Origin of the sequence: Roseibium sediminicola (genome assembly GCF_023156505.1) — a bacterium.
Taxonomy (GTDB): Bacteria; Pseudomonadota; Alphaproteobacteria; order Rhizobiales; family Stappiaceae; genus Roseibium; species Roseibium sediminicola.
Map to the genome: position 1 here is coordinate 154,645 of NZ_JALNMJ010000013.1, position 24,733 is coordinate 179,377.

Here is a 24,733-nt window from a genome sequence, read left to right on the forward strand (position 1 = left end):
ATCAGGACTATCGGAGGACGACCACATGCACGGCCCTACGGCGCGGATGCTCTATTCTTACCAAATGCACATGAAAGAGGCCCGTGGGCTGGATGCCAAGACAATCAGCGCCAGGATGCGGCACCTCGGGCAGTTCGCGACCAGCCTTGGAGACAAGGAGCTCACCAGACTGACGCAGGATGACATCATAAACTTCAAAAAGACACTGAATGCGACGGATCACGGAGAGAGCCCTGGAAACAGAGGTTTGGCGGCTCCGACCATCGTGCAGACCTGTAACGATCTGAAGGCCTTCCTCGAGTGGCTTCCCAAGCAATCTGGCTATCGGTCCCTTCAGAGGGACCTGGCGGACTATTGCACTCCGCCTCGTCGCCTGACCGCAATCGCCCACGCACCGAAGACAAAACACGTGCCATCAGCAGCGGACATCGTCGCCACGCTGAAAGCCATGCCGACGAACACAGCGTTTGAACGAAGGGATCGCGCGGTGATTGCCTGCCTGTTCCTTACAGGTGTTCGGGATGGGGCTCTCGTCAGCCTGCGCCTCAAGCATATGGACATAGAGGGCAGATCCGTTCACCAGGATGCCCGGGAAGTGAATACGAAATTTTCCAAGACCATGCGAACTGGCTGGTTCCCGGTCGGAAACGACATCGCCACGATCGTGACAGATTGGATCGGGGAGAGACGTGCCTCCGGTGCTGAAGACGATGATCCGTTGTTTCCAAGGGCCCCCAGCGGAGTTCGTGCTCGCCATCCGCTTCACATGGATGAATTCTGGAAAACCACTTCTCCTGTGCGAGAGATAATCAGGAAGGCCACAGACGCCGCAGGCATTCGCTACTTTCGGCCTCATTCAGTCAGGGCTACTCTTGGCCGCATGTGTTTGTCTTGGGCGCGATCACCAGAAGAACTGAAGGCTCTCAGCCAGAACCTGGGCCATGAAGACATCGGCACGACGATGGAGCATTACGCCACTCTCACTGATGACCGCCAGTGCGAGCTGGTACTTGACATGTGGGATCGAAATGAAGCGCCCGAAGAGGACTTGGAACTGGTCGAGCTTATCAGCCAGGTACCGTCAGAGAGCAGAGATGTCTTGAAGGCGACAGCGCAGGCTTTGATCAAGAGATAGTCGGTCCTGCGCCCTGCGTCGCACAGTCCATTCAGGCCTTGCAGGAACAGCCCTGGCGCCCGAATTCTGGATTGGCACGGGCCATCGACCGCACTTTTCTTGCAGCATTTGGGGCGAGGTAGCGGCCCGGGAAGTGGTGCCCGGTTAGCCGTTGAATAGCAACGACAGCAGTGAAAGCGCCGCCGACGCCATGTTAGCAGCTCAGTCCGGTTTGTCAGCCTGTTTCAGCTACAAGCAGATGACAACGCAAACCGAATGACCAGAAGGGGCCGAAGAACGAACCCGCTGCGCGGGAGGGCGCAAGTGGCAATGTCTCGGCAAATCCTTGACGGTCGTGTTTTGATTGAGCGTTGCCGGTCCTGAGCGGACCATTTGGTTCCTTTCAACCAGAAGGAACCAGACGATGACCGAAGTTATTTCCACTATCCCTGTCAGCCGGCTGCGCCAGCGGCTGATCGAAGACATGAACCTGCGCCATTTTTCCATGGAGACGCAGCGCAACTACACGCGCGATGTCGGGCGTTTCGCGACCTATCTCGGTCGCCCTCCCGACACGGCCACGGCTGAAGATCTTCACCGGTTCCAGATCGAACAGCGCGAAGCCGGCGTTCCAGTGCCGACCATGAACAGCATTGTGTCGGCGCTGCGCTTCTTCTTCACCAACACGGTCGACCGGCCGGATCTGGCGCGCAAGCTCGTTCGGGTAAAGAGCATGCGCAAGCTCCCTGTCGTTCTGAGCCGGGACGAAGTGACCCGTCTGCTCAATGCGACCACCTGCCTCAAGCACCAGGCGGCCCTGTCGGTCGGCTATGGCGCAGGCCTTCGTGTGGCGGAGATATCGATGCTCAAGGTCCGCGACATCGATAGCGAGCGCATGCTGATCCGGGTCGAGCGCGGCAAGGGCGGACAGTATCGCAATGCCATGCTGTCCAAAGACCTGCTCACCCTGCTGCGGCACTGGTGGAAAGTCGGACATCAAGCGGGCGTCATGCATCGCGACGGCTGGCTGTTTCCGGGACAGCATTACTCGAAGCCGATCAGCACGCGACAGCTCCACCGTATCGTCGTTGAAGCGGCACGAGCCGCCGGCATCGGCAAGCGGGTCTGTCCGCACACTTTGCGCCACAGCTTCGCCACCCATCTGCTGGAGGACGGCATTGATATCCGGGTGATCCAGGTCCTGCTCGGGCATGCAAAGCTGGAGAACACCGCCTTTTATACCAAGGTCGCGACACGAACGGTGCGCACCGTCATCAGCCCCCTCGACAAGCTCGGCATCTTCACTGTCGCGGACACAGCGCCCGATGGCTGAGGCGTGTCCGCCTCGCTTGAGGTCGCCGACATCTTCCGCGCTGCCGGGCCCGCCTATCGGGCCTCTCATCAAGGACACCTGAGCCTCGCCCAGCTCAAGGTGATGTCGGCGGTCGAACATTGTCGCACAGCTGCATTGGGCGGACACGTCGAGGCCTGCGAGGACTGCGGGCACTGGCGCATCGCCTATAACAGCTGCCGCAACCGACACTGCCCGAAGTGCCAGGGCGCCGCCGCGCGCGGCTGGCTCGCCGAGCGGGAGGCCGACCTCTTGCCGGTCGGCTACTTCCACGTCGTCTTCACGCTGCCCGCCGAGGTCGCCGTCATCGCTTTCCAGAACAAGGCGCTTGTCTACGACCTGTTGTTCCGCGCCGCGTCGGAGACGATGCTGACGATCGCCGCCGACCCGAAGCACCTCGGCGCCCGCATCGGCATCACAGCTGTGCTGCACACCTGGGGATCGGCGATGATGCACCATCCCCATGTGCACATGATCGTGCCGGGCGGCGGCATCTCGCTCGACGGAACGCGCTGGATATCGTCACGCCCCGCCTTCCTCCTGCCCGTGCGCGCCCTGGGCAAGCTGTTCCGCCGCCTGTTCCTGAGCCGGCTGATCGCTCTTTACGACACAGGACGGCTCGTCTTCTTCGGATCCTTGGCCCCATTGGCCGAGCGGCAGGCCTTCCTGAAGCATCTGTCACTGGTGCACAAAAAGCGGTGGGCCGTCTACGCCAAGGCCCCCTTCGCCGGGCCCGAAGCAGTGCTCTCCTATCTGTCCCGCTACACCCACAGGGTCGCCATTTCCAACCCCCGTCTTATCCGCTTCGACGAGAACGAGGTCACCTTCCGTTACAAGGACTACCGTCGCACTGGTGCCGACCAGCAGCAGGTTATGACGCTCGCCGCAGACGAGTTCATCCGCCGATTCCTGCTTCACGTCCTGCCGCGCGGCTTTCACCGCATTCGCCACTACGGCCTTCTTGCCGGCACCTCTCGCAAGGCCAGCCTCGATCGCGCTCGAGAATTGCTGAACGTTGACCCACAGCCCGAGGACGACGAACCAGAGGTGTCCGATGCACGGCCGCCATGCCCTTGCTGTGGTGGCCACATGATCATCATCGAGGCCTTCGCCCGCTGGCAACAACCCCGCGCTCCGCCAAATTGCGCCGCTTCGACCCGGGAGACCGCGCCATGACCCGGCATGGAAAGACTGGACACCATCCCGGAGCCTTTACACTTCGGCGAAGGCTCCGCTGTGCCCAAGCAGCCATTCCAAGCGCTGTGATGATCATCAGCACCGTGTGGCCACATCACTGGCAACACACCAAATCAGCAGTTGGCAGTGCAAACGTATCAGATGATACGCTCCCTCAAGCGACCAACGCCGGGAACAAGACCGGTCGGAAATAGAAATCCCCATAACCAAGTGTCTGCGGCACGCGGGTTCGGTCCTCGGGGACTTTCGTACGCCTGACGGCACCCGAAACTCTTCACGGGAGGGGACAGGCGGCTTACGACTGAGAAAATCAAAAAAGCGGACATGCTGCCTGATGATGCACGATTGTTGCTTGAAGAAGAACGGCGCAATCTTGCAATTTTTAGTGGGTGTCGGCTCTCTCGAGCAAAACACCACACACAATGACCAGCGGGATCATAATGCGCGTGTCGGGGGTTCGAGTCCCTTCTCAGCTACCATTTTCTAGTGTGTCCGATCCGGAGACATAGGTTACAACCTCGTGCCGAATGGGTTGTCAATTGTCTGTAGTGTTCTCTGCTCCAAGTCGATGGACAGCGAGTTTCACTTGAAAATGCCGGTAATATCGCACATGACCATCATGGTTTCCTGGCCTCAAAATGAAGACGGAATGCGCCTGAGAATCCAGGGCTGCTCTTCCAGCTTCCTTGTTGCCAAGGGGTGTCTTCGGCAGTCTCAGGCTTCAAGCACGTGAAACCGTCAGACTACCGCGTCAGGCTTGGAACGGCCGAAAAGGTCTTCCAAGGCCAACAGATCTTTGTAAGCGCGGCGCAAGGGTGCCAGAACAGTGGCAACCGGGGCCCCGAAAGTCTTGGCGGCGGTTTCGTGGCGCTCCATATAAATGCGCAGCGTCGCGCCGCTCGTGCCGGTTCCAGACAGGCGCAGGATTAGACGCTCGCTGTTCCTGAACTGGAACCGCAATCCCTGGTTTTTCGAAACTTCGCCTGCGACCGGGTCCTGATATTCGAACACATCAGCAGTCTTCACCTGCAGTCCGCCAAGTGAAACGCCCGCGTACCTTTTGACGGAGGCAGCCAGATGGTCAATGGTTTCCTGAGCCAGGGACTGGTCCAGATCCTCGTAATCGTGCCGGACATAGAATGTCCTGCCGAAACGGCTCCAGTGAGCTTTCAAGAGGGCCTCAACGGTCTGTCCGGTTACCGCCAGGATGTTCAGCCAGAACAACACCGCCCAAAGCCCGTCCTTTTCGCGAATGTGGGCGCCGCCCGTGCCGGCGCTTTCCTCGCCGCACAGGCCGACAAGACCGGCGTCCAGAAGGTTGCCGAAAAATTTCCACCCGGTCGGCGTTTCATGGACGCTCAGCTCGAGCGCCTCGGCAACCCGGTCAACGGCGCTGCTGGTCGGCATCGACCGGGCGACACCCGTCAGGCCGTTGCGAAATGCCGGCACGAGATGGGCGTGTTCGGTGAGCAGTGCAAGCGAATCCGAAGGGCTGACCGGGCCCCCTCGGCCGAACACGAGGTTGCGGTCGCCATCCCCATCCGAGGCCGCGCCGAATGCGGGCCCGTCGGAGGACGTCATGAACTCTAATAGCGCCTTTGCATGAACCGGCGTCGGATCGGGATGACACCCTCCGAAATCCGTCAGCGGTTCGCCGTTCCAGACCGTGCCTTCCGGGAACCCGAGACGCTGCTCGAAAATCTCCTTCGCGTAAGGACCGGTGACCGCGTTCATCGCGTCGAAGACAACGCCCGCACCGCTCGCGGCATAACGGCGGATCGCCTCAAAATCGAATTGCGTTGCCATCAGGTCCGCATAATCGGCGACCGGATCCACAATCTCGACACGCGCCGGCCCGATCTTCACCTGGCCCGGACACGACAGGTCGAGATCCGAGTGATGCAGAGTCTTGTAGCTTGTCAGGCTGCGTGTGCGCTCAAACAGTCTCCGGGTCACCGTTTCGGAAGCGGGACCACCGTTTTCCATGTTCAGCTTGATACCGAAATCCCCACCGGGTCCGCCGGGATTGTGGCTGGCCGACAAGATAATTCCGGCATCGGCGCCACGCAGCCGGATCAGATGAGACGCTGCCGGCGTCGACAGGATACCGTCCCTGCCGATGAGAATGTCCCTGACCCCGTTTGCAGCGGCCATGCGCAAGATGATCTGGAGCGCTTCGGCATTCAGGTACCGACCGTCACCGCCCAGCACAAGCCGCCCGCCTTTGAGCGCCGGCACCGTATCGAAGATCGCCTGGACGAAGGTCTCGATGTAGTGCGGCTCCTGAAACCGGGCGACCTTTTTGCGAAGGCCGGACGTGCCGGGCTTCTGATCCGGAAAGGGTTTCACGGCAATCTCTGTGAAGGGGTCGGCAAGCAAGGTCATGGCGTGGTTTCCAAGCGTTTTGAAACGTCATAAATCAAAAATACTCTGCCCGGGCCTAGGAGTTGTCCCGCTCCCGGCAGCCGAGGGGGCGGTCGAGATTGTCCCGGAACAGGAGGGTGAGGTTTCCGCCAAGCTTTGAATTGTTCAACGGACGGAACGTTGCCAGACGTTCGTCGAGCCCTGGGTCATAGTTAAAGTTCAAATAGGCTTCCAGCCAGGCCAGAACGAAGGTCTTCTGGTTGTCCAGGCCCGGTTCCACCGTCTGTTTTTTGCCGTTGATGGCTTCGACGATGCCCGGATCCTCAATGCCTTTCAGCGAAAATCTGACGGCTTTTTCCAGGAGCGTTTCATAGTAGGGCGAATTGCGGTAACCGGCCTGACACAGCAGCGCGGTGGTGACACTCATCGGAGCCATGGCATGAAGCTGGTAGTGCAGCCCCCACTTGCCGCGGCGCATTTCCAGAGGCAGGCTTCCGTCCGGGTCTTCGGTATCGAGGATTATTCGCTGGCTCAGCAGCCCCCAGTCCAGATAAGCGGGCTCGTCGAGAATGAGACCGATCTGCGTAATGGCCAGCGCCGCCCAGGCTCGCAGGTTCGCCTGTTTGGCCTTGGTCGGCGCATCGGTGTCCCAGAACTCCACGATCTCGTCGGCGCGGACGCGCAGCCAGCTCTCGATCAGCTGCCGGTCATCGGCCATGGCATCCGCAAATGGCCGCACCTGCCGATAGGCAACCGCAATGCCGCCGACCCGGGCCGGGTAGGAGATTTTCGCCGTGATGGTGCGCATGTCGCTGAACGCGTCCGCCTCGGCCCACGCCCTGACCCCCTCCACCACGCAGTGCGTCGCGGCCTCCGTCAGTTCCGGGTCCTCCAGTGCCATGTTGCTGACTTCGGTCAACTGCCGCACAAAGTCGTCGGACGGCTTCAGGGCCGCAGTGACCTCGGCATCGGAGCGCACATCCTTCTCCGATCTGGTTTTGCTGTCGTCCTTGTAACGGCTGCCGAATTCGAGCGAGACCGTCGGGGCGGGAAATTCCGGGCAGGTGAAGGCGTGCGCAGCTTCCGCGGACACGAGCAGCGGCAGAGCCGCAGCGGCTGCAACGCAGCAGCCTGCAAGCCGGCTTTTGAGGAGGTCGATACGGGACATGGTGGATCCTTTCTCGGAACGGGTTTCCCGGTGAATGCCGGTCTTACTGAAGTTGGATGATCTGCAGCAGCTTTGTGGCGGAATCATCGCCCGCCTCGGAGGCCGCCTTCAGCCATTTCAAGGCGTCCGAACGCGACGGTTCGAGACCAATTCCGAATGCATAGGACTGGGCCAACAGGACCATGGCCTCGACATCCTCGGCCGCTGCCGATTTCTTAAGCCAGTCGCTGGCCTCCCGGATGTCCTCATGGGACGCATCGGAAGAGCGCATCAGCTTGGCCAGTTCCCGCATGGCCGCGGGATATTCCGCTTCGGCCGCCCGCCGGTAGAGGGCCTTGATGTCATGCTGCGCCAGCACCGGATTGCGAATGGCGTCCGGTGCTTTCTGCACGCGCCTGATGACGCCGTAAAGCTGGTTGCCGTCTGCCTTGGCGAGCAGCTTGGAGAAGATTTCGGTCCCCAGCACCGGATCGTAGGTTGCGCGCTCCGGCTCCGAAACGAGGTCGAGCAGGCGGAAGGATGCTATGTCGTAGCCAAGGTCATGGGCGGATACATAGAGATTAAACGCCGCCTCATGGCCCGCATCCGTGTCCATGCCCGCATAGAGATCGGCGACTTTTACAAGCTGCCAAGCTTTGCCCTCCAGAAGCGCCATGGAGACGCGTAGCCAGTGGTTCAGCTCATCTCTCAGATCGTTTTCCGCGGCAAATTCGGCAAACTGATAAACGGTGTCGAAATTGCACCGCATGATGCCGCGTGCCTGAAAATAAAGCTGTTGCCGCTGTTCCCCGTTTGCCTCGTGTGCCGCCAGGAACAGCAAGGCGTCCGCATCGCCATGTGCCGTGATGTGGTCGACCTGCTCTGCGGTCAGTTGGAACGGATCGCCCTGCCCGCCGCCGCGAATGTTTTCCAGCAGGCGCAGGATCTTGCCGCGCGTGCCGCCATTGAAGGCCGCCAGCAGATATTCCGCTTCGGCAACGCGTTCGAAATCCTCCGCGTAATGGCGCAGGAAAATGTCGGCAAGCTCCAGGGCGGCGTATTGATCACCGTCGTCGATCAGCTGGCGCAGGCTGTCGATCGCCTCGGAACGATCCTCTTCCGTTTCCGCCGCTTCGAAGCTTCGCACGACTATGGATGCCTCACCTCCGTCGTAGCGCGCGGCGTAGGACTGCCAGAAGGCCTTTGTCGGTTCCGGAACGTTCTCCAGCACCCGCTCGAGAAGATTGGCGAAGTTGCCGAGCGCCTCCGCACGCCCGTAGAGCGCCTGGGTCTGCACTTCGGCAAGCAGCATCGGCGGCAGATCATTCTGCAGGTCGCCGACCTCAGCCACACCGATGCTGATCGTTTCGTTGCCGGCACCGCTCTCGGCAGCCCGCCAGTAGTGCTCTGAGCTGACATCGGGGCCGTCGGGGTTCAGACACAGATGAGCCCGGCGGAGCTCCGAAAGAGCTTCAATCTTGCCGTTGTCGGAAACCGCGGAATAAAGCAGGTCCAGCGCCATATTGAACCTGGTCCGGTCCTGCGCCTTGAGCAGATAGGTCCGTGCCAATTCGTATTTGCCGTCGACATCGTCAAGCGCTGCGGCCCGGGCGAACAGCTCTTCCGCTTTCCCGGCGCTGTCCCAGATGCCGTCCTGGTCCTGGGCCAGCTTGCCGAGCTTGGTGAAGACCCAGCCTGGCGCATCCGGCAGTTCGGACAACTCCACGAGCGACTGGAAATAGCTGTCGAAATCCGCGCCATCGGTCTGGCCCAGCTTCTCCCGCAACAGGATGCTGCGGATATAGCCCACGCGCAGACCGGAGGCCGCGAGCGAATTGTAGAGCTCAAGAGCGGCTTCTGCATTGCGCTCGGTGAGCGATCCCGTTTCGTAAATGCGGCCCAGTTCGATCTTGGCGGAAACGACACCGGCGGATGCGGCTTCCTTCAAGTATTTCAGAAGGACCGAATTGTCCTTTTCGATGAATTCGCTGTCGAGGTGATATTCGGCGACCTTCCAGGCCGCATTGGTATCCCCGAGATCCGCGGCAAAACGGTACCAGGTCTCGCTGAGGCCATGGTCTTTCTGCACCACCTCTCCGCTGGAGTATTCCCGCGCAATACGTCCGATCCGGTCGCAGATGGTCGGATTGAGCTTGCCGAGCAACGCCCCGAAAGCGAGCGTGACCGCCACCGGCGCATCGACATCCCATCCGGGCACCTCTTCGCCGGAACTTGTCAGCGCCGCCAGGTGCAAAAGCGCGTTGGCGTTGCCGCCATAAGCGGCCTGCACCTTGAGCTTCAGTCCCAGTTCAGGATCCCTCTCAACGACAATCCCGTTCAAATGCAGATCGGCCAGAAAGTCGATCGCCCGCGGCGACGCCATGTACCCGCTGGCCTGCAGTTCCGCGATCAGCCGCGCCTTTTTCAGGTCTGCGATACGGCCGGCATTGATATAGACATTGATCCGGTCGATCAGGTACCGGCTGTCGCTGTAGCCGGGATCGCTCCGGCGCAGCTGTTCGAGGCCCGCCATGATGGTGTCGAAATAGCCGGCGGCATCAATGTCGCGCAACCGCACGAGATCCCGCGCGATCGTGTCTATGTTCTTTCCGGAAGGCAGGGCCGTGCGGTCCCAGTCGATCCACTCGCGCAGGATCTCCGAATCCGGCCGTTTCGGCGTGCAGATCCTGGTGGCCTCGATTTCCGGCGGCCGGAATTCAAGAGCAATTGGAGTGGAATATGCGGCAACTCCGGACAGACACAGCCAAACCGTGCCGACGGACAAACCGGTTGCCAGGCGGGTCTTGGTTGATCTCATCAAACGCATAACATCCACTCCAAAAATGGTTTATCTCGAAATCGTGCTCTCGACGGACCAGAGGCTGATTTCCCCTCCGTCTTCCGCCGCGATAATCGTGGTTCCGCCACCGCGGGTCAGCTTGACGGTCTTCACGGTGGCTTTGGTCTCGCCGTCGGCGACAACCGCAAAATCGAGTGTCAGCGGCGCTTTCAGGGCCACGGTCTGGCCTTGCCCGGCCGGAACGCCCGACAGCGCGTTTGCCTTGGCCTGAGGCACAAAGAGGTCGACCGTTCCGTGGCTTGTCAGGTTGTAGAAGGTCAGGTTGGCCTTGGACGGACTGGTCGTGACCTTGTCCTCGATAACATTGACCGCACCGCTCGCATCAAACGCTGCTGTATAAAACCTGCCGGATGACGCGGAGACCTTCTCCGTTGCCGAACCGCTGGACACTTCAACCTCGCCCGGATCGACGATCACGTAGGGCGTCAGGCCGAACTCGACATTCGAAAACGACTTGGATTCGATGCGGGCAACGGAATTCTCCGGAAGCAGCGCCCGGATGAACGCCGAATTCGGATCGATCGCTTTTTCATAAAGTCCGCCATCCTGAGCGGCGGCCGCCGAGGCCAGCAGCAGATATGTGATGGAGGCCATCAAACCACGTCTTGTCATCCCGCATTCCTTTCCTAGTACTGACACAACTGAACTTCCGGCCGGCCTTCGGAAGGCCGGTCGAGCACCACCCGCAGGCGGGCGATCTCCGATCCCCCGAAAGCCTGGACAGGGACAAAAAAACGGCCGGTGGCGCGCAGCCGGTCGCTGCGCCTGATGGAGATCTCCCGCCGGTTTCCGCTTGCGTCGCTGGCGAAAAATGCGGCCGCGCGCACGGCTTCGTCCTGCGCGTCCGCCAGGATTACGGTGTCACGCGGGATCTCTCTGCTCTTAAAATTGACTTCGAATTCGAGTGTGTTGGCGCCGGCTTCCGCGGACTGAACCGCCGAACAGCTGTCGGCCGCCGCGGCCAGGAGTTCCATCCAGGGGGCGGGACCGTATTGTCCCAGATTGTTGTAGATCGGGTTCTCCCACACCAGAAAACGCGGCCGGCTTTCCTGAAACTCGTTAGAGGTCACATAGGACAGGATCGCACCGAACTGGTTGCCGCCGGTGATGGCGTAGTTGGTCACCGACAGGGAACTGTACTGCTGAATGAAACCGTCGAAATTGTTGACATCGGAATCGGAGAAACTCGTGCCGATCAGCGCAATCGGAACCGTTGTGTTTTCGCCAAAAAGGTCGACCGCGCCGCCCCCGAGCAGATCCGTCGAAACCGCTGTGGTTTCGTAGGCATAGCTCTCCACCGCCGGCAGGCTGTCCGTGCAAACCGTCTGAAGGCTTTTGCGCATGCCCGAAAAGGAGATGGTCTGCTCGAGCCGTGTCGTTTCGAACTCCGTCGGATCGGCTTCCTGGTATTCCGGCAGCGACCGGATCATGTCTCCGATCGCCTGGCCGGCCAGACGCGCACCGTCCGAGTTCCAGTGAAAGTCCGCCTTGTGGAATGGAGGAGCGTCCGCCTCGGCCTTCCTGAGCGCCGACTGCAGATCGACCGCGACAACACCGGAGGCGCGCAGCCGGTCAATGACGTTCTGATAGACGTGGCTGGCAACGTCAAAGTCATAACCGTAGAGTGCGGCCCGCTCTGGCACGTGCTCCGGCATTGCCTGGCTCTTGGTGGGAACCGGCACATAGACCAGGGTCGTCCCGTGCTGTTTCAGGATCTCCGACAATTTGGCCAGATGGCCGACGGTTTCGTCGGTAAACGTGTGCTGAAGCCTCAGATCCGCGAAAATCCGGAAAAAGAAACCGTCCTTGCCCTCGATCGACCGGGGCTCGGCCAGGGTTTCGAGATGTTTGCAGCCGAAGGCCGAGGTCACGGCGGCGTCCTGCGCCATGAGCGGTGCAGGCAGCAGGCCGGCGGCGAACAGGAGGCCGGCAACACTCTTTGAAACAGTCATCTTTCTTGCCTTTCTCATCCCGCTTCCTTCGTTGGGTTCGGATCCGGGTAGCTGCGCAGCAGGTTCTGTGCGGCAGCGCGCGTTCCAAGTACGTCGCTTGCTTCCGCAATCAGCAGGTAACGGCGGATTTCCTGAATTTCGTCAGCCGACAAGGGTGTGTTGGCCGCAATATTGACAGCGAGCTGAAGGGCGATCTCGCCATCGAATTTGCGCTCGACGACCATCTTCATGAGCGTCGTCGCCTCTTCGGGCTTCGCCCCGAACGGCGCACCGACCTTGTACATCTGGACAAGCGCCTCGATGGCCCGCAATTGCCCGCTGCGGGCCTGCTGCACCAGAGCGCGCTCGATATGCTTGAGGCGCGATGGTTTGATCTCGACCCGGGGGTTCGTGAGAATGGCGACCAGCGGCATGATGGCGTAGACGCGGCCATCCGTGATCGCGATGGAAAAGTAGTGCGCCGCATCGACCAGCAGGTCGGGTCTTTCCAGACGCAGTATCCGCTCGGCAAGCCGATAGGCGGCCAGGCCGTCGCCCGTATCGGCCAGCTGCCGGAGTTCGCTGAACGACACCCTTTGCTTGTGAACGAGCCGGCGGCGGATGTCGTGCAGCACCGGGTTGGCCGGACTGACCGAGGCCACCGGCAAGACCGGTGCGCCTGCGGGGCGCTGCAGCCCCGGGGATGACAGGACCGGGAACGGGGCAGCGGGGGACATTGCCCCGGCCGGCAAGGGCAGACTGGTGACCGCAAGCAACAACGCGCAGGGCACGGTCAGGGCCGGCATTGAAAGGCTCACTTCAAGACCCTCCCGGCCGGCGTGGAAGCAAAGCTGATATGCTGCGGGGCATCGGCATGGGCCGGAGCGTTTTCCCAGAGCAGGTCTTGTGCGATGTATCGGGTCGGAAATTCCCAGATGACCAGACGCGGCGGCTGTTGTTTGAACTCGTCGCTGTCGAGAAACGTGAACATGGGCGTTCCCGGTCCCTGTCCTTCCTCGGCCACGTTGAGCACATCCACGGACATATGCGCCTTGAGGAATTCGGCGAAGGACCAGTTCCGGTTGGCGCTGTAACTGGATCCGACTAGAACCACCGGAAAGGTACTGTCCGCGCCGAAAAGATCGGCAATGCTGCCCGTGTCCGCTTCCGAGGCCTGCCACAGCCGCACCTGTTCCTGGTCGAGGCCCGCGAGCCGGCCATAATTCTCATCCGTTATGAAGCTGATCAGGTCGCCCCAGAACGACACTTCGTCGGCCTCGGCCAGCGCGTAGGGAGCCGCTTCCCAGCTGCTGTAAGCCTTGGCAGCCCGGGCGATCTCTTCCGCCACGATGTCGGCGCCATGAGGCGTCCAGTGGGTGTCGGTCCTGAAAAAGACCGGTGCCTCTGATTTGCCGTCCATCAGCACCGGCCGCGTGTCGACGGTATCGATGCCAGCCTGGGTCACCCGTTGAATGAAACTGGTATAGGCGTCCCGGCCGTCCGAGCTGCTGAACATGCCTCCCAGGTTTTCCGCATAGATGTCCGATTTGTGCGGCAGCGGCACGAGCAGCAGCGAGGTCCCCTGCTCTTCCAGCCGGTCTTTCACGCGCAGAATTTCCTGCACGGATTGCTCGATCCGGTCCGGCTTGTTGACGGTCGGCAGAAACTCCTCGTTGGTATAGAACCACTCCCTGGAACCCACCACCACACCGGGTTTGCCGATCCCCAGCAGCTGGTAACGCAATGCTCCCAGGAGGCCGATCGACGGTTCCCGATGGGGCAGTTCGGTCTTGTAGACCTCTTCAACCTCACGGGTCACCGATCCCTTCAGCACGCCATCGAAATCGGAGTGCATGCCCTGCCAACTGCCCGACAGGACCAGGCTGGTATTGGCGGCAGCCGCATAGCCGAAAAACAAGACGGGGAGCAGATATCGCGATGCTTTCGTCAGTCTGTCCAACATGGCCGGGTCCCTAGAACTGGAAATAGAGGAAAGGTGAAAAGCTTTGTTCCGCGAGCTTGGCCACCGTCATGACCATCAGCACACACAGCAAAATGGAGCTCGCAAAGACATGCAGGCCGGATTGCGAGGCGAGCACCGCGCCGCCGTTGCCGGCCGCTTCCGCCCTCAGGTCGTCCGAGCGGAACATCAGTGCGAACCGGCCCTCCAGGGCGACGATTGCGAGGCTCAACAGCAGGAACAGGAAGCTGTCCTGTGTCAGGGACACGAGGAAGTCCGGCCGCAGCAAGACCCCGTTGAGACCCATCAGACCGCCATACATGGTGAAGGCGATGCCGACGGTTTCCGAGCGGAACATGACCCAGCCAATCATCACCAGAAGGAAGGTAAAAGGCAGGGCAAACCAGTATTTGTAACTGACCGCGCTCCAGCCGGTCGCCCGCTCGATGGCGAGCCAGACACCATGCCAGGCGCCCCAGAGAACGAAGGTCCAGCTGGCCCCGTGCCACAGGCCGCCCAGCATCATCACCGCGATCAGGTTGACATAGGTTCTGCGCACGCCTTTGCGGTTCCCGCCCAGCGGAATGTAGAGATAGTCACGCAGCCAGACCGACAGGGAAATGTGCCAGCGGCGCCAGAACTCGGTGATCGATTTGCTGATATAGGGCCGGTTGAAATTCTCGATGAACCTGAAGCCCATCATCATGCCCAGCCCGATCGCCATGTCCGAATAGCCGGAAAAGTCGAAATAGAGCTGCAGCGAATAGGCGAGCATGCCAAGAAACGCTTCGGCGAAAGTCGGGTCGCTGAGCGCAAAGGAAGCGTCCGCGATCGGCGCCACCGCATCCGCCAGCAACACCTTCTTGGCAAGGCCGATCGTAAATCGGCTCATGCCGCCGGTGAACTTGTCCAGCGAGTGTTCGCGCTGGACGATCTGGTCCGCAAGGTCCTTGAACCTCAGGATCGGGCCGGCAATCAATTGCGGGAACAATGCGATGAAGGCCGCAAAGTCGATGAAGCTCCTGGTGGCCGGTGCATCCTTCCGGTAGATGTCGACCAAGTAGCTGATCGACTGGAACACATAGAAGGAAATTCCGATCGGCAGGATCAGGTGCCAGTGGACGCCCAGCGCTTCCGGCGTGGTGCCGACCAGCGCGGCAAAGCTGTCGATGAAGAAATTGAGATACTTGAAGACCCCGAGCACCGCCAGGCAGCCTGCCACGCCGATCGCGCAAAAGGTCTTGGCCGCCTTACGGCCTTCAAACTGCTGGATTTTCAATCCGAAGAAATAGGTCCATGCGGTTGTTGCGATCAGCAACAGGAGGAAGTCCACACGCCACCAGGCGTAAAATACGTAGGAGCCGGCAACGATCGTCCACGAACGTTTGCTGACCGGCGTGAGGTAATAGGCCAGCAAAAACAGCGGCAGAAAGAGAAACAGGAATTGCTCTGAAGAAAATACCATGGTGCCTGCCTCTCAGGGTTTGCAATTGGCGAGTTCGGTGACGGAAAACACCGCCAGCTCCCCCGGTTCCCGGTCCGCCGGAGCCGTCGGGTGCGCCGAGCGCGCCAGGAACACGGAGGCGAGATCTCCCTCCCGCTCCACTTCGGACCAGCGCAGATAGCGCGCGGTGTGAGCCTTGAGTTCTCCGGAAAAAAGGATCGGCCGCTGTCCGGAAAAATCGTTTCCGGACATTTCGATCGTGACGAAGGCATCCGCCGAAAACCCCGAGCGGTTGGCAAAGAACCGGTTCCCGGAAATCCTGTGGCGATCCCTGGAAGCAACGCTTTCGCCGATGACCAGCCCCGGTCCGGTGTTTCGCGCCAGCAGGTTGTCCTTCACCGAGACACTGAAACTGCGTTTGGCCGCAATGCCCCACAGCCCGTTATGTGCGACGAGATTGTTGCGGATGTCGACGCAGCCCGTCCCTCTCAAAAAGATGCCCGACTTGTCGTTTCCAACGACAACATTCCCGGCAACCTGGCTGGAAACGACACCGCCACCGGAAAACACACCGGCGCGTGCGTTGCCCACCAGAAGGTTGTCCGCAACGAGCGCTTTGCTTGCCCCTGCGGCCAGCACGATGCCGTGCGCCTCGCTGCTTGCGACCGTATTGGCACGGATCACGGTGTTCCTGGACCGCTGAATGCGGATGCCGCTGCCGCGGGCGCCCAGAACCAGGTTGTTTTCGATCAGTCCGCCTTCCATGTCGGACAGTTCGACGGAAAACACACGCTCGATCCGGTTGTCGCGGATCAGCACCCGGCTCTTTCGCGGAAAGAAATCGCTGGAAACGAAGCTGAGCCCGCGCAAATGCGGTCGATCGCCAAACCCGAGATCCGAAAGCGTGCTGTGGGCGACATGGGTCCTCCCGCCAAGGGCGGTCAGGACAAAGGGGCGATAGTCTTCGACTTCGGCATTGCCGCCCGCGCCTTTGAGAACCGATTGCTCCAGCGTAAACAGGCCCGAATTGACCAGAAAGGCGCCGGACTGTCCGTCAAGGATCAGGGTCTGTCCGTCCGAAACCGCCAGCTCGGCCTGGTGCCAGATGACAATCGGCAGACTGGCTCTGTAAACCTGCCCCGCCCTTGACAGGACGCCGGCTTTGCCGAGCTCTTCCAGCTGCCTGGAAAGGATGTCGAGTGTCCAGTGCCCGGTGCGCAGGACCAGAACCGGAGCACCGGGTGAAGTCTGTGCCGCTTTCAGTTCGATGTGGTGGTTGGAGCCCGTCTGAAGCGAAAGCTGAGACAGCACAAGGTCGATCGGAACAAAGCTCAGCTCATTGTCCATCGCGGGGTTCGCGGCATTGAAATCGGAGGAATTCGGCCCGCTATCGGAGATGGCAGGCGTTTCACCAGAGCGCGGTTCAAGCTCGAACAGTGCAAGGCCGAGACCGCGGAGTGCGGCATGTTCCACTGGCCGGTCATCCTGAAGCGCGTCGGCAAGGCGGCTGACACTGCGGTCGAGAACCTGCAATTCGGCCAGATCCGTTGCCGCCCGGGCCGCAGCGAGCGGCAAGGCAAACATACCGGCCAGCACCATGACGAGAAACACCCTGTCCGGCCAGACGCTCATCAGACGACCCCCTCGCCGCCGAGCACCTTCTGCAACCCGGACGTTTCCGAAGGTTCCGCGAGTTCCGGCGCCACGTCATACTGAACTTCCATCAGGGTCAGTGTCGTTTCGCCGCGATTGCGGATGGACCCGGCTTCGCCGGCCCTCAGGTCCGCGACATCTCCGGGACGGAGACGCTTGACCACGGCGCCGCTCTTGAAAAGCCCCTCGCCTTCGGAGGCCGTGAACAGGCGGTAGCAGCCGTCGTCGGCAGGAAGAGACACGCTGGCCTGCGGATCCAGCTTCAGCATGTTGAGGCGGTAGGCGTCACCGCTTTCCAGGCGGGCGAACTGTCCCCAATTTGTCCGGCTCACCCGGTGATCGACAATCTCGCAGCGCCCCTGATCCTGGAGCGCGGTGATAACCGCCTTCACCTTCTGGCTGTTGTCGCGCGTCGTGATCAGGAGCGCGTCGTCGGTATCGACGACCACAAGGTCGCTGACGCCGACGGTTGCGATGAGCTTGGATCCGGAGCCGCGGATATAGGAATTGCTGGTCTCCACGCAGAGGACGTCGCCATTCAGAACGTTGCCGTCATCATCCTTGTCGCCAATGGTGTGAAAGGCGTTCCAGGCGCCGACATCGTTCCAGATCACGCCGGCGGGCGCCAAAACGGCCCGGTCGGTCTTTTCAAAGATCACGCCCTCGGTCGGGCCACTGTTGGCCCGGGTGAAGTTCTCCTTGCAAAGGGAGACATGTGTGCCGTGGTCTTTCGCCTTGGCATAGGCCGTCTTGACGGCCCGGTAGGTCTGAGGATCGATTTTCTCGTATTCGCTGATGATCACGCCGGCGCTGAAAAGGCTGACCCCGGAGGCCCAAAAGGCATTTTGTTCGCTGATGAGAGCCTGCGCCGTTTCCAGCGGCGGCTTCTCCACGAAATGCGACACCAGGCGAACGCCCTCATGGCGGCTGCAGGCACCGCCATCGACAATGTAGCCGTAGCCGGTTTCCGGATAGGCCGGTTCGATCCCGAAAAGGGCTATGCGTCCGTCCAATGCAGCAGGCAGCATGTCGGACAGGGTGCGGTTGAGGTCTCCGTGAATGACGTGGTCGGATGGCAGCACCGCCATGACGGCGTCGGGATCGCGCTCGTGAAGAAAGAAGGCGGAGGCCAGGACGGCCGGCCCCGTGTTGCGCGCGACCGGTTCCGCGATGATGCTTGCATCCGTTTTCAGTTCGGCAAGCTGCCGTTTCACGGTGCTCAGGTACCGGTCGCTCACGCTGATAAGCGGTTTGTGGAAACCTTCCGCCATGTGGCGCGCAACCGTGGCCTGAAAGAAGGTTTGCGATCCGGCGCCGTTGATCGGCTGAAACTGTTTCGGACTGTTGGAGCGTGACAGCGGCCACAGCCTCGTGCCAACACCACCACACAAAATCAATGGATGAATTTTTGACATAGTGCACATCTCCTCTCGGGCAAATCGCACCCGAAGTTGTGACTTACGTTTGAAAACAATTACTTATGCTTGCGTCACCGACTTCTTGACGGTCTCCCACAAGGAGGTCGCCCAAGCTTTCAGATCCACGTAATTCCGATTGAGAACCTTGACCGCCACCGAGGAACTGACATCTGCATTGGTCAGTTGCCCGGTTTCCGGCCGCAGCGTCACGATACTCTCCGGATCGCCGGATTGGCCGGCCTGCCGGACGTCATCCAGGGCCATCGTCAGCGACCGCCCGTCGGGCAACTTGGCTTCGGCCAACGCTCCGTTGAGCAGCATTTTTGCCAGGCGGTCCGGGACACGTGCCTTGAGGACCGGGGCCTCCGTACCAGATGAGACAAAGGCAATCGGAGCGGCCTGGAAGACCGTCGCACCAACGACGCCCTGGTCGGTCAGGATGACCTCGCAATCGCACGGATTTTCGACACTCAGGACCGATCCGCGGACGGTCTGGATGGAAAAGACCACTTCCCCCTTGGCAGCCTCGGCATTCACATAGGCAAGCTGGCCGGCCTCTGGCGTTTGCAGCGACAGTCCGATCGGTTCAACGATCGCCAATGCCGGTACTTCGTGAACAAACAGGCGGTTTTGCAATCCGTAGGAAATCGCAGCCAGCAAACCGAGACTTGCGGCAGTGACAAAAACGGCACCTGCCGCGCGTTTGAACAACCGGCTGAGGGAAAAAGCCGCTTCGCCACCGCCCGCTTTTGCCTTCGCGGATTTTTCGGGCGGCACCCGCATCAGATCATCCAGATTGACAATGTCGCCGGCAATGAAGGCGTTCAGCAGATACCGCAATTGCGGCAGGTGCGGCCCGGTCGGGTGCAGGAATACCAGCTTGTAGAGACCGGTTGTCCGGTCGACTGTTTCAATCCTGACATCTATCGGCAGCGAAACGCTGAACCCGTTGAACGGAAAACGGAAAACCGCGATCCTGCTGTTGCTGCCGATTTCCAGCGCAGCCAGTCCGGTCACAAAGGCATTGACGAGCGAGATCGCGGAACCTTCGTACTGGCGTCCTTCGATCACGACAACGAACGGCAGTTCGATCAGCGCATGTTCGTTGTCCTGGTCTCCCGGCTGGCCGGATGCGGCATGTTGGGTGTTTGGCTCGCCGGCGTTCAACATCGGGTTCAAGTCTTCAGCTTTCATTGCATTGCCTCTCAATCAGGTAATTCCGGCGACCAGGGCGACACCGAACACGAGCCAGCAAAGCGCAAGGCCGTGGAGATAAAGGGAAAAGGAACCGTTGGGGAGAAGCCGGACCTTGCCTGTCTGTCCGGCGCTCGAAGTGTTCTGGCGCGTCCATTTCTGGCGGTCGAGCCGGAAGAGAATGAAACTCTTGACCACGGCCCCAACGATCTGTCCGAAATAGAGGAGGAACGGATAGGTGATCGGGAAATACCGGCCGCGAAACAGGGAAATCAGCCCGCAATAGAGATAGCGGGTGAACATGACCCACGACAGGTAAAGCGCGATGGCGAGCGGATCCACGAACAGGGCCGCCAATACCAGGCTGACCGGGCCGACAAGCGTGGTCCACATGGACACACGCTGATCAAGAATGGACCACCAGGTGAAAAAGCCGATGGTCGTGGGCGACAGGGCCAGGGCCCGGCCGTTGGTCCGCAGCATGTTGCCGAACCAGCGGGTCATCAACACAATGGCGGAGTCGATGAAACCGTCGCGCGGCTGGGTCTCGATCGAAACGGTCTTTACATCCGGCAGATAGGCCATCTTGTAGCCGTTCTTGAGCAGCCAGAACCATGTGGACTTGTCGTCACCGGTCAGAAAGTCGACCCGCCCGAGCCGCCAATGGTCGATGAAATCGGACTGGATGGCGGCGATGAACTCGGGATGCGTCGCCAGATTGGCGCGGAACACCGACATGCGGCCGGTCAGGGTCAACACGCGTTCGCCGAGCCCCATGGAACACATCATCATCTGGCGCTGCGAGAAACGCAGATCGAACCAGTCCCGGAAGAGACGCCCGCCGGTTGCTTCGGACATTTCGTCGGTCGTCAGGGCTCCGAGCTTTTCGTCCACGAAAAACGGCGCGGTGCGGGCAACCACGTCTTCGGGGACGCAGCTGTCGCCATCGACAAAGACCACCACATCCCGCCGTGTCGGACATTGATTGGCGATGGTTCGCAGGGAAACGGCCAGCGCGTCCCGTTTGCCGGTGCCCTCGATCCGGTCGAAGATCAGCCGGACGCCGCTCATGCTGACGGGCATGGAGGAAAAGACGTGCCGGATCAGGCGGATATCCGCCGGATCGACAACGGAAGCAACCACCGTCGCACCGCCCGCCGACCTGGCGGCCGCCAGGAACACCGAGCGGTAGACCCTTGCCGAGATTTCCGGCGCGATCTTGTAGGTGGTGGTCAGGAAAAACGCATGTGCCCGATGTGTCTGCACATTGTAGAGCGCTTCAGCCCGCCGCTTGCGCCGCGGATAGGCGATCTTCAGGAAATACCCGGCCCTGAGGAAATTCACCAGGGCCCAGGAATATCTCCAGGTACCGATGGCACCCAGGACCAGAATGGCCCCCGAAGCGGCGCTCAAGACCGAAACCGGTACGAGAAGCGCCAGTTGAACGCAGACCAGCAGATAGAGCAGATGCGCCACAGGTTCCGCCTCCTACCAGCAGATGCCTTCATAGACACCATTGGAGACGAGGTCCGGACGCAACCGGGCCAGGTCCACGGTCGGCCGCGTGGAGGCGATCCTGGAGAGCGGTTCCACGACTTCGTCATACCGGTTGCCGATCAGCAGGATGTCCGACTGGGAGATGAGACCGTCGATCCCGCTGACAAGCCGGTTCTCGAGATTGTCGACACAATCATTGCCGCGCCCCGCACCGCTGAGGCGCTGGTCGAAGGCCGATTTCACATAAGGATCGTAGATCCTCAGATCATAGCCCTTGCTGATCAGCCGGTGCGCCAGTTGGGCCAGCGGACTTTCGCGCAGATCGTCCGTTCCCGCCTTGAAGCTGATCCCGATCATGCCGACCGACTGGCCGCTCAGGCTGTCAACCAGCAGTTCCGCCCGGCGGATCTGTTCCTCATTGGCCGCCAGCGTGCTGTCCAGCATGGGCGACGGCACATTGAGCGTGCTGGCCAGATGCCGAAGTGCCCGCAGATCCTTCGGCAGGCAGGACCCGCCAAAGGCAAAGCCCGGGCGCATGAAATAGGGCGACATGTTCACCTTCGCGTCGGAGCACAGCACCCGCATGACCTTCTGGCCGTCGATGCCGGCCGCCTTGGCGATGTTTCCGATTTCATTGGCGAAGGTGATCTTGACGGCGCGCCAGCAGTTGCTGGTGTATTTGATCAATTCCGCCGTGCGCAGATCCACGGCGTAGATTTCACAGGGAAGCTTTTCGTTCACCTCCACCAGGATATCGCGGGTGACGCGGTCCTTGTAGCCGAAGACAATCAGTCCGGGATCGTAGTAATCCTCGATCGCGGTGCTTTCCCGCAAAAACTCGGGAAAATAACCGACGCCGAAGTCCTTGCCGGCAACCATTCCGGAGGCCGCCTCCAGGGCTGGAATGCAGGTGGTATCCATCGATCCGGGAACAATCGTCGAGCGGACGATCACGGAATGGAAATCGGATTTCGCCGAGATCGCGCCGCCGATGGCCGTGCACACGCTGACGACATATTTGAGGCCGACCGAGCCGTCGTCGGCGCTCGGTGTGCCCACGCAGATAAAGGATGCATCCGTTTGACTGACGGCCTGACGCACGTCCGTGGTGGCAGAAAGCCGCCCGGCGGCAACCCCCTCGGCAATCAGATCATCAAGACCGTCTTCAACGATTGGCGTCTTGCCGGCATTGATCGAATCCACCTTGGCCTTGTCGATATCAACCGCAACAACGCTGTGTCCGTCTTTCGCCAGACACGCCGCCGCGACCGTGCCGACATACCCGATCCCGAAAATACTGATTTTAGCCACAATGCCCTCACACAAAATTTCAAAACGGACCCGAAGCCGGAGCCCCTTTGGAATTAACGTTTCGTTAAGAACAATATTGCAGTGCAAAATTTCCTAAAGTCAGGAAAGCTCCCAACTGTGTAAGGTTTTTCGGAAGTTCGATTTTTTCTTTAATTAAATCTGATGTTTATGAGCTTGAATCGCTTTAGATCGATCAATCAAACGGTCCATTAACCATGTTCGCAACTGCGAAAAGACAATGGTAAAACGCCCGCTTCCCTCGGGAAATCCGGGCGCCTGAAAGCAACTGTTTGAGAAAATACGAGAGCAGGACGGCATCGGCCGCGGGAACAGGCCGGCAAGACAACCCGGAAACCGGTTCCGGGCGCGGGAACACGAGGCATCTGTTTTCGCGACAAGATATCCCGGCGTGAGAACGCCGGGTCAGATTGCCTTCAGATGCGTCTTCCCTGAGGAGATCACGCAGGTTGCGGCTTTCAGTTCTGCGGCCAGCCCGGCGAACCAGTCGTTCTGTAGCGCATACCGGACGACGGAGGATCTGTCCGGCAGGTCAAGTTTCTGCATGGCCCTGGTCTTGTAAGTGTCTACCGTCTTGCAGCTCAGGCCCATTCTCGCCGCCGTTTCCTTGGACGAATAGCCCTGCGCAACGGAAAACAGAACCTCCCGCTCGCGTTCGCTCAGGCAGGGACCCACGTCGGCATCCGCTCCGGCCGGGCCGAACTGGATCACGTTCTCCATCTGCGACAGCCTTTCTTCGGCTGCCTTGAGCACAGGATCGACAAAGGTCCCCCCCATGGACACGATCTCAAGCGCGTTTAAAAGGGTCGCGGAAACCGCGGTTCTGCTCACGAAACCGGAAGCGCACGGGCTCTTCGTCAGCCGGAGCGCATTCGTGTCGGAGGCGTCGAGCCGAATATACACCATCGGCACAGCCAGATTTGCGGTTTGCAGCCGCTCGGCAAGGCGCTCCGCCGCTTCAACCGACCTCGCATCGGACAACACGACGTCCGGACGAAGCGTTGAGATTTGTTCGAATTCGTCCAGTGTTTCATCGAAACTTCTGACAACCACGAAATTTGTTTGGTTGAAGAGCAGTTTAAGGCAATCAAAGAAAATAGGCTCACCATCCAATAGGGCGACCCGAACAATATTACTCGAAATCATCTTCAAATCCTCTCAATTACCTCCCTGAGAATTTTCTCTATTAGTATTCATACCGACCCAGGAAACAGACTGAGATCAAATTATGGAAAAATCAATGACGACTACATTTTAGAACTGCGCAAATTGTCGGCAAGCTGCACAATACCAGTTCACAATTGGCGACAATTGTCGCAAAATGGCAGATCAAATAACAAACAACTTCACTGACAGAATGAGAATTCAGATCTTTTACGGGCCGTTAAGGCAGAACAAGGCATAAATGCCGTGGTTTCGGAAACCGTTTTGGGATGAAGACGCACTCAAGGTGGAAACAGGATTTTGGCATGAGCTCAATGCATCTTGCAGAAAAACTTAAAGCGACCCTCCGCGAACTGGATGGTCGGCCCGTTTCCGCCGGCGTTCTAAAAGAGCTTGTCCAGTTGGATGCTCTCGATTGCACGATGGCACATGGCCATGCGGAAATGTTCACAACCAGCCCGAAACCGGCAGTCGAGCACAAGCTTAAGGCGATTTAAGCAACGCCTTTGTGACAAGCCGGTCTGGATGCGCTGCCCAACAAACCCCTGAAAACAGTCTGAGGCATCCTGCCTGAATCGGGCAAAGAGGCTTGATGCTCTGATTGCATCAGGTCCATCGGCACATTGTTGTCGATTGCACCGTCAGATCGGTGGCCGCTGATATCTATGCGAAAATTCTCAGATTTCTTAAGGGCCTACGTTTTCTAGACGCCCTCAGCTTTCATTTTCTGCTGCCCTTCGAATTCGACAGGCAACAGCATCCAGTTTCTGACAAGTATGCGCTTCGGATTGTAGAACATCTCGCTGTAATCGAACGCATCCCATTAGGACCTGTTGACAAAGTGGATTCCCAAATCAGCTGAGCTGTGATTCAAGACTGTCTTTTAGGAGGCAGTCTTGGCACGTGGCGATTTGACGGACGCAGAATGGGAATTGATTGAAGCATTGCTTCCTTCGGAGCGAGGCCGAAAGTCCCGCCCGGCTCAGGATTGAACAATCTTTTCGCAGCAAGAACAGGACAAGCGCGGCCTGACAATACGGTTCACGACAAACCGGCCTGGCACATATTCCAGCGCTTCGGTGACATCTTCGCCCAGTGTCTTGAACTTGC

General features: G+C 59.8%; 19 protein-coding genes and 1 pseudogene. 5 read left to right on the forward strand and 15 right to left on the reverse strand.

The genetic code is table 11. The annotated features are described in order from the left end of the window. The first annotated feature begins 25 nt into the window (after nucleotides 1–25). The 3 genes from M0H32_RS18440 to M0H32_RS18450 all read left to right on the forward strand — a co-directional run bounded on the left by M0H32_RS18440 (nucleotide 26) and on the right by M0H32_RS18450 (nucleotide 3,641). Nucleotides 26–1,135, forward strand: a complete 1,110-nt coding sequence (locus tag M0H32_RS18440) for a tyrosine-type recombinase/integrase (RefSeq protein ID WP_248156575.1) — start codon at nucleotides 26–28, stop codon at nucleotides 1,133–1,135. Nucleotides 1,136–1,538: 403 nt separating this feature from the next. Beyond that, nucleotides 1,539–2,447, forward strand: a complete 909-nt coding sequence (locus M0H32_RS18445) for a tyrosine-type recombinase/integrase (RefSeq protein ID WP_248156576.1) — start codon at nucleotides 1,539–1,541, stop codon at nucleotides 2,445–2,447. 3 nt (nucleotides 2,448–2,450) lie between these two features. Next, complete coding sequence (locus M0H32_RS18450; protein WP_248156577.1) at nucleotides 2,451–3,641, forward strand: IS91 family transposase; 1,191 nt, start codon at nucleotides 2,451–2,453, stop codon at nucleotides 3,639–3,641. Nucleotides 3,642–4,400: 759 nt separating this feature from the next. Here the strand turns inward: M0H32_RS18450 and M0H32_RS18455 are convergent. The 14 genes from M0H32_RS18455 to M0H32_RS18520 all read right to left on the reverse strand — a co-directional run bounded on the left by M0H32_RS18455 (nucleotide 4,401) and on the right by M0H32_RS18520 (nucleotide 23,605). Next, a complete protein-coding gene (locus tag M0H32_RS18455; protein WP_248156578.1) occupies nucleotides 4,401–6,047 on the reverse strand; it encodes an alpha-D-glucose phosphate-specific phosphoglucomutase in 1,647 nt (548 codons plus the stop codon). A gap of 55 nt (nucleotides 6,048–6,102) precedes the next feature. Next, nucleotides 6,103–7,194 carry an alginate lyase family protein gene (locus M0H32_RS18460; protein ID WP_248156579.1) on the reverse strand — a complete coding sequence of 364 codons (1,092 nt, stop codon included), beginning with the start codon at nucleotides 7,192–7,194 and terminating at the stop codon, nucleotides 6,103–6,105. Between the two features lie 43 nt (nucleotides 7,195–7,237). Then, nucleotides 7,238–10,000 carry a tetratricopeptide repeat protein gene (locus M0H32_RS18465; protein ID WP_248156580.1) on the reverse strand — a complete coding sequence of 921 codons (2,763 nt, stop codon included), beginning with the start codon at nucleotides 9,998–10,000 and terminating at the stop codon, nucleotides 7,238–7,240. Between the two features lie 21 nt (nucleotides 10,001–10,021). Then, a complete protein-coding gene (locus M0H32_RS18470; protein ID WP_248156581.1) occupies nucleotides 10,022–10,627 on the reverse strand; it encodes an alginate O-acetyltransferase AlgF in 606 nt (201 codons plus the stop codon). Nucleotides 10,628–10,659: 32 nt separating this feature from the next. Further along, nucleotides 10,660–11,985, reverse strand: coding sequence for an alginate O-acetyltransferase AlgX-related protein (locus tag M0H32_RS18475; RefSeq protein ID WP_248156582.1), 1,326 nt, complete (start codon nucleotides 11,983–11,985; stop codon nucleotides 10,660–10,662). A gap of 14 nt (nucleotides 11,986–11,999) precedes the next feature. After that, nucleotides 12,000–12,770, reverse strand: a complete 771-nt coding sequence (locus M0H32_RS18480; RefSeq protein WP_248156583.1) for a hypothetical protein — start codon at nucleotides 12,768–12,770, stop codon at nucleotides 12,000–12,002. 8 nt (nucleotides 12,771–12,778) lie between these two features. Next, the gene (locus tag M0H32_RS18485; RefSeq protein ID WP_248156584.1) at nucleotides 12,779–13,927 is read right to left on the reverse strand and encodes an alginate O-acetyltransferase AlgX-related protein; all 1,149 of its coding nucleotides are present in this window, start codon (nucleotides 13,925–13,927) and stop codon (nucleotides 12,779–12,781) included. A 10-nt stretch (nucleotides 13,928–13,937) separates the two neighbouring features. Next, nucleotides 13,938–15,389 carry an MBOAT family O-acyltransferase gene (locus tag M0H32_RS18490; RefSeq protein WP_248156587.1) on the reverse strand — a complete coding sequence of 484 codons (1,452 nt, stop codon included), beginning with the start codon at nucleotides 15,387–15,389 and terminating at the stop codon, nucleotides 13,938–13,940. Nucleotides 15,390–15,401: 12 nt separating this feature from the next. Then, nucleotides 15,402–17,000, reverse strand: coding sequence for a right-handed parallel beta-helix repeat-containing protein (locus tag M0H32_RS18495; RefSeq protein ID WP_248156588.1), 1,599 nt, complete (start codon nucleotides 16,998–17,000; stop codon nucleotides 15,402–15,404). After that, a complete protein-coding gene (locus M0H32_RS18500; protein WP_248156589.1) occupies nucleotides 17,000–18,436 on the reverse strand; it encodes a mannose-1-phosphate guanylyltransferase in 1,437 nt (478 codons plus the stop codon). The genes M0H32_RS18495 and M0H32_RS18500 overlap by 1 nt, the downstream gene beginning before the upstream one ends. 63 nt (nucleotides 18,437–18,499) lie before the next feature. Next, nucleotides 18,500–19,633, reverse strand: a complete 1,134-nt coding sequence (locus M0H32_RS18505) for a hypothetical protein (protein ID WP_248156590.1) — start codon at nucleotides 19,631–19,633, stop codon at nucleotides 18,500–18,502. Nucleotides 19,634–19,648: 15 nt separating this feature from the next. Continuing rightward, entirely contained in the window at nucleotides 19,649–21,109 is a 1,461-nt protein-coding gene (locus tag M0H32_RS18510; protein ID WP_248156591.1) for a glycosyltransferase, read from the reverse strand. Between the two features lie 12 nt (nucleotides 21,110–21,121). Next, the gene (locus tag M0H32_RS18515; protein WP_248156592.1) at nucleotides 21,122–22,441 is read right to left on the reverse strand and encodes a nucleotide sugar dehydrogenase; all 1,320 of its coding nucleotides are present in this window, start codon (nucleotides 22,439–22,441) and stop codon (nucleotides 21,122–21,124) included. A 423-nt stretch (nucleotides 22,442–22,864) separates the two neighbouring features. Next, nucleotides 22,865–23,605 (reverse strand): response regulator transcription factor, encoded by a 741-nt coding sequence (locus tag M0H32_RS18520; protein WP_248156598.1) that lies wholly within the window; start codon nucleotides 23,603–23,605, stop codon nucleotides 22,865–22,867. A 323-nt stretch (nucleotides 23,606–23,928) separates the two neighbouring features. On the opposite strand from M0H32_RS18520, the gene M0H32_RS18525 reads away from it, so the two are divergent. Further along, nucleotides 23,929–24,120: a hypothetical protein gene (locus tag M0H32_RS18525; protein WP_248156593.1), complete on the forward strand. Its 192-nt coding sequence runs from the start codon at nucleotides 23,929–23,931 to the stop codon at nucleotides 24,118–24,120. A 399-nt stretch (nucleotides 24,121–24,519) separates the two neighbouring features. Then, a pseudogene (locus tag M0H32_RS29745) lies at nucleotides 24,520–24,612 on the forward strand (IS5 family transposase); the annotation flags it as partial. Here M0H32_RS29745 and M0H32_RS18530 read toward each other — a convergent pair. Further along, on the reverse strand, nucleotides 24,606–24,719 hold the full coding sequence (locus M0H32_RS18530; protein ID WP_425607335.1) for an IS66 family transposase zinc-finger binding domain-containing protein: 114 nt from the start codon (nucleotides 24,717–24,719) through the stop codon (nucleotides 24,606–24,608). The pseudogene M0H32_RS29745 and the gene M0H32_RS18530 overlap by 7 nt on opposite strands. Nucleotides 24,720–24,733: the final 14 nt, after the last annotated feature.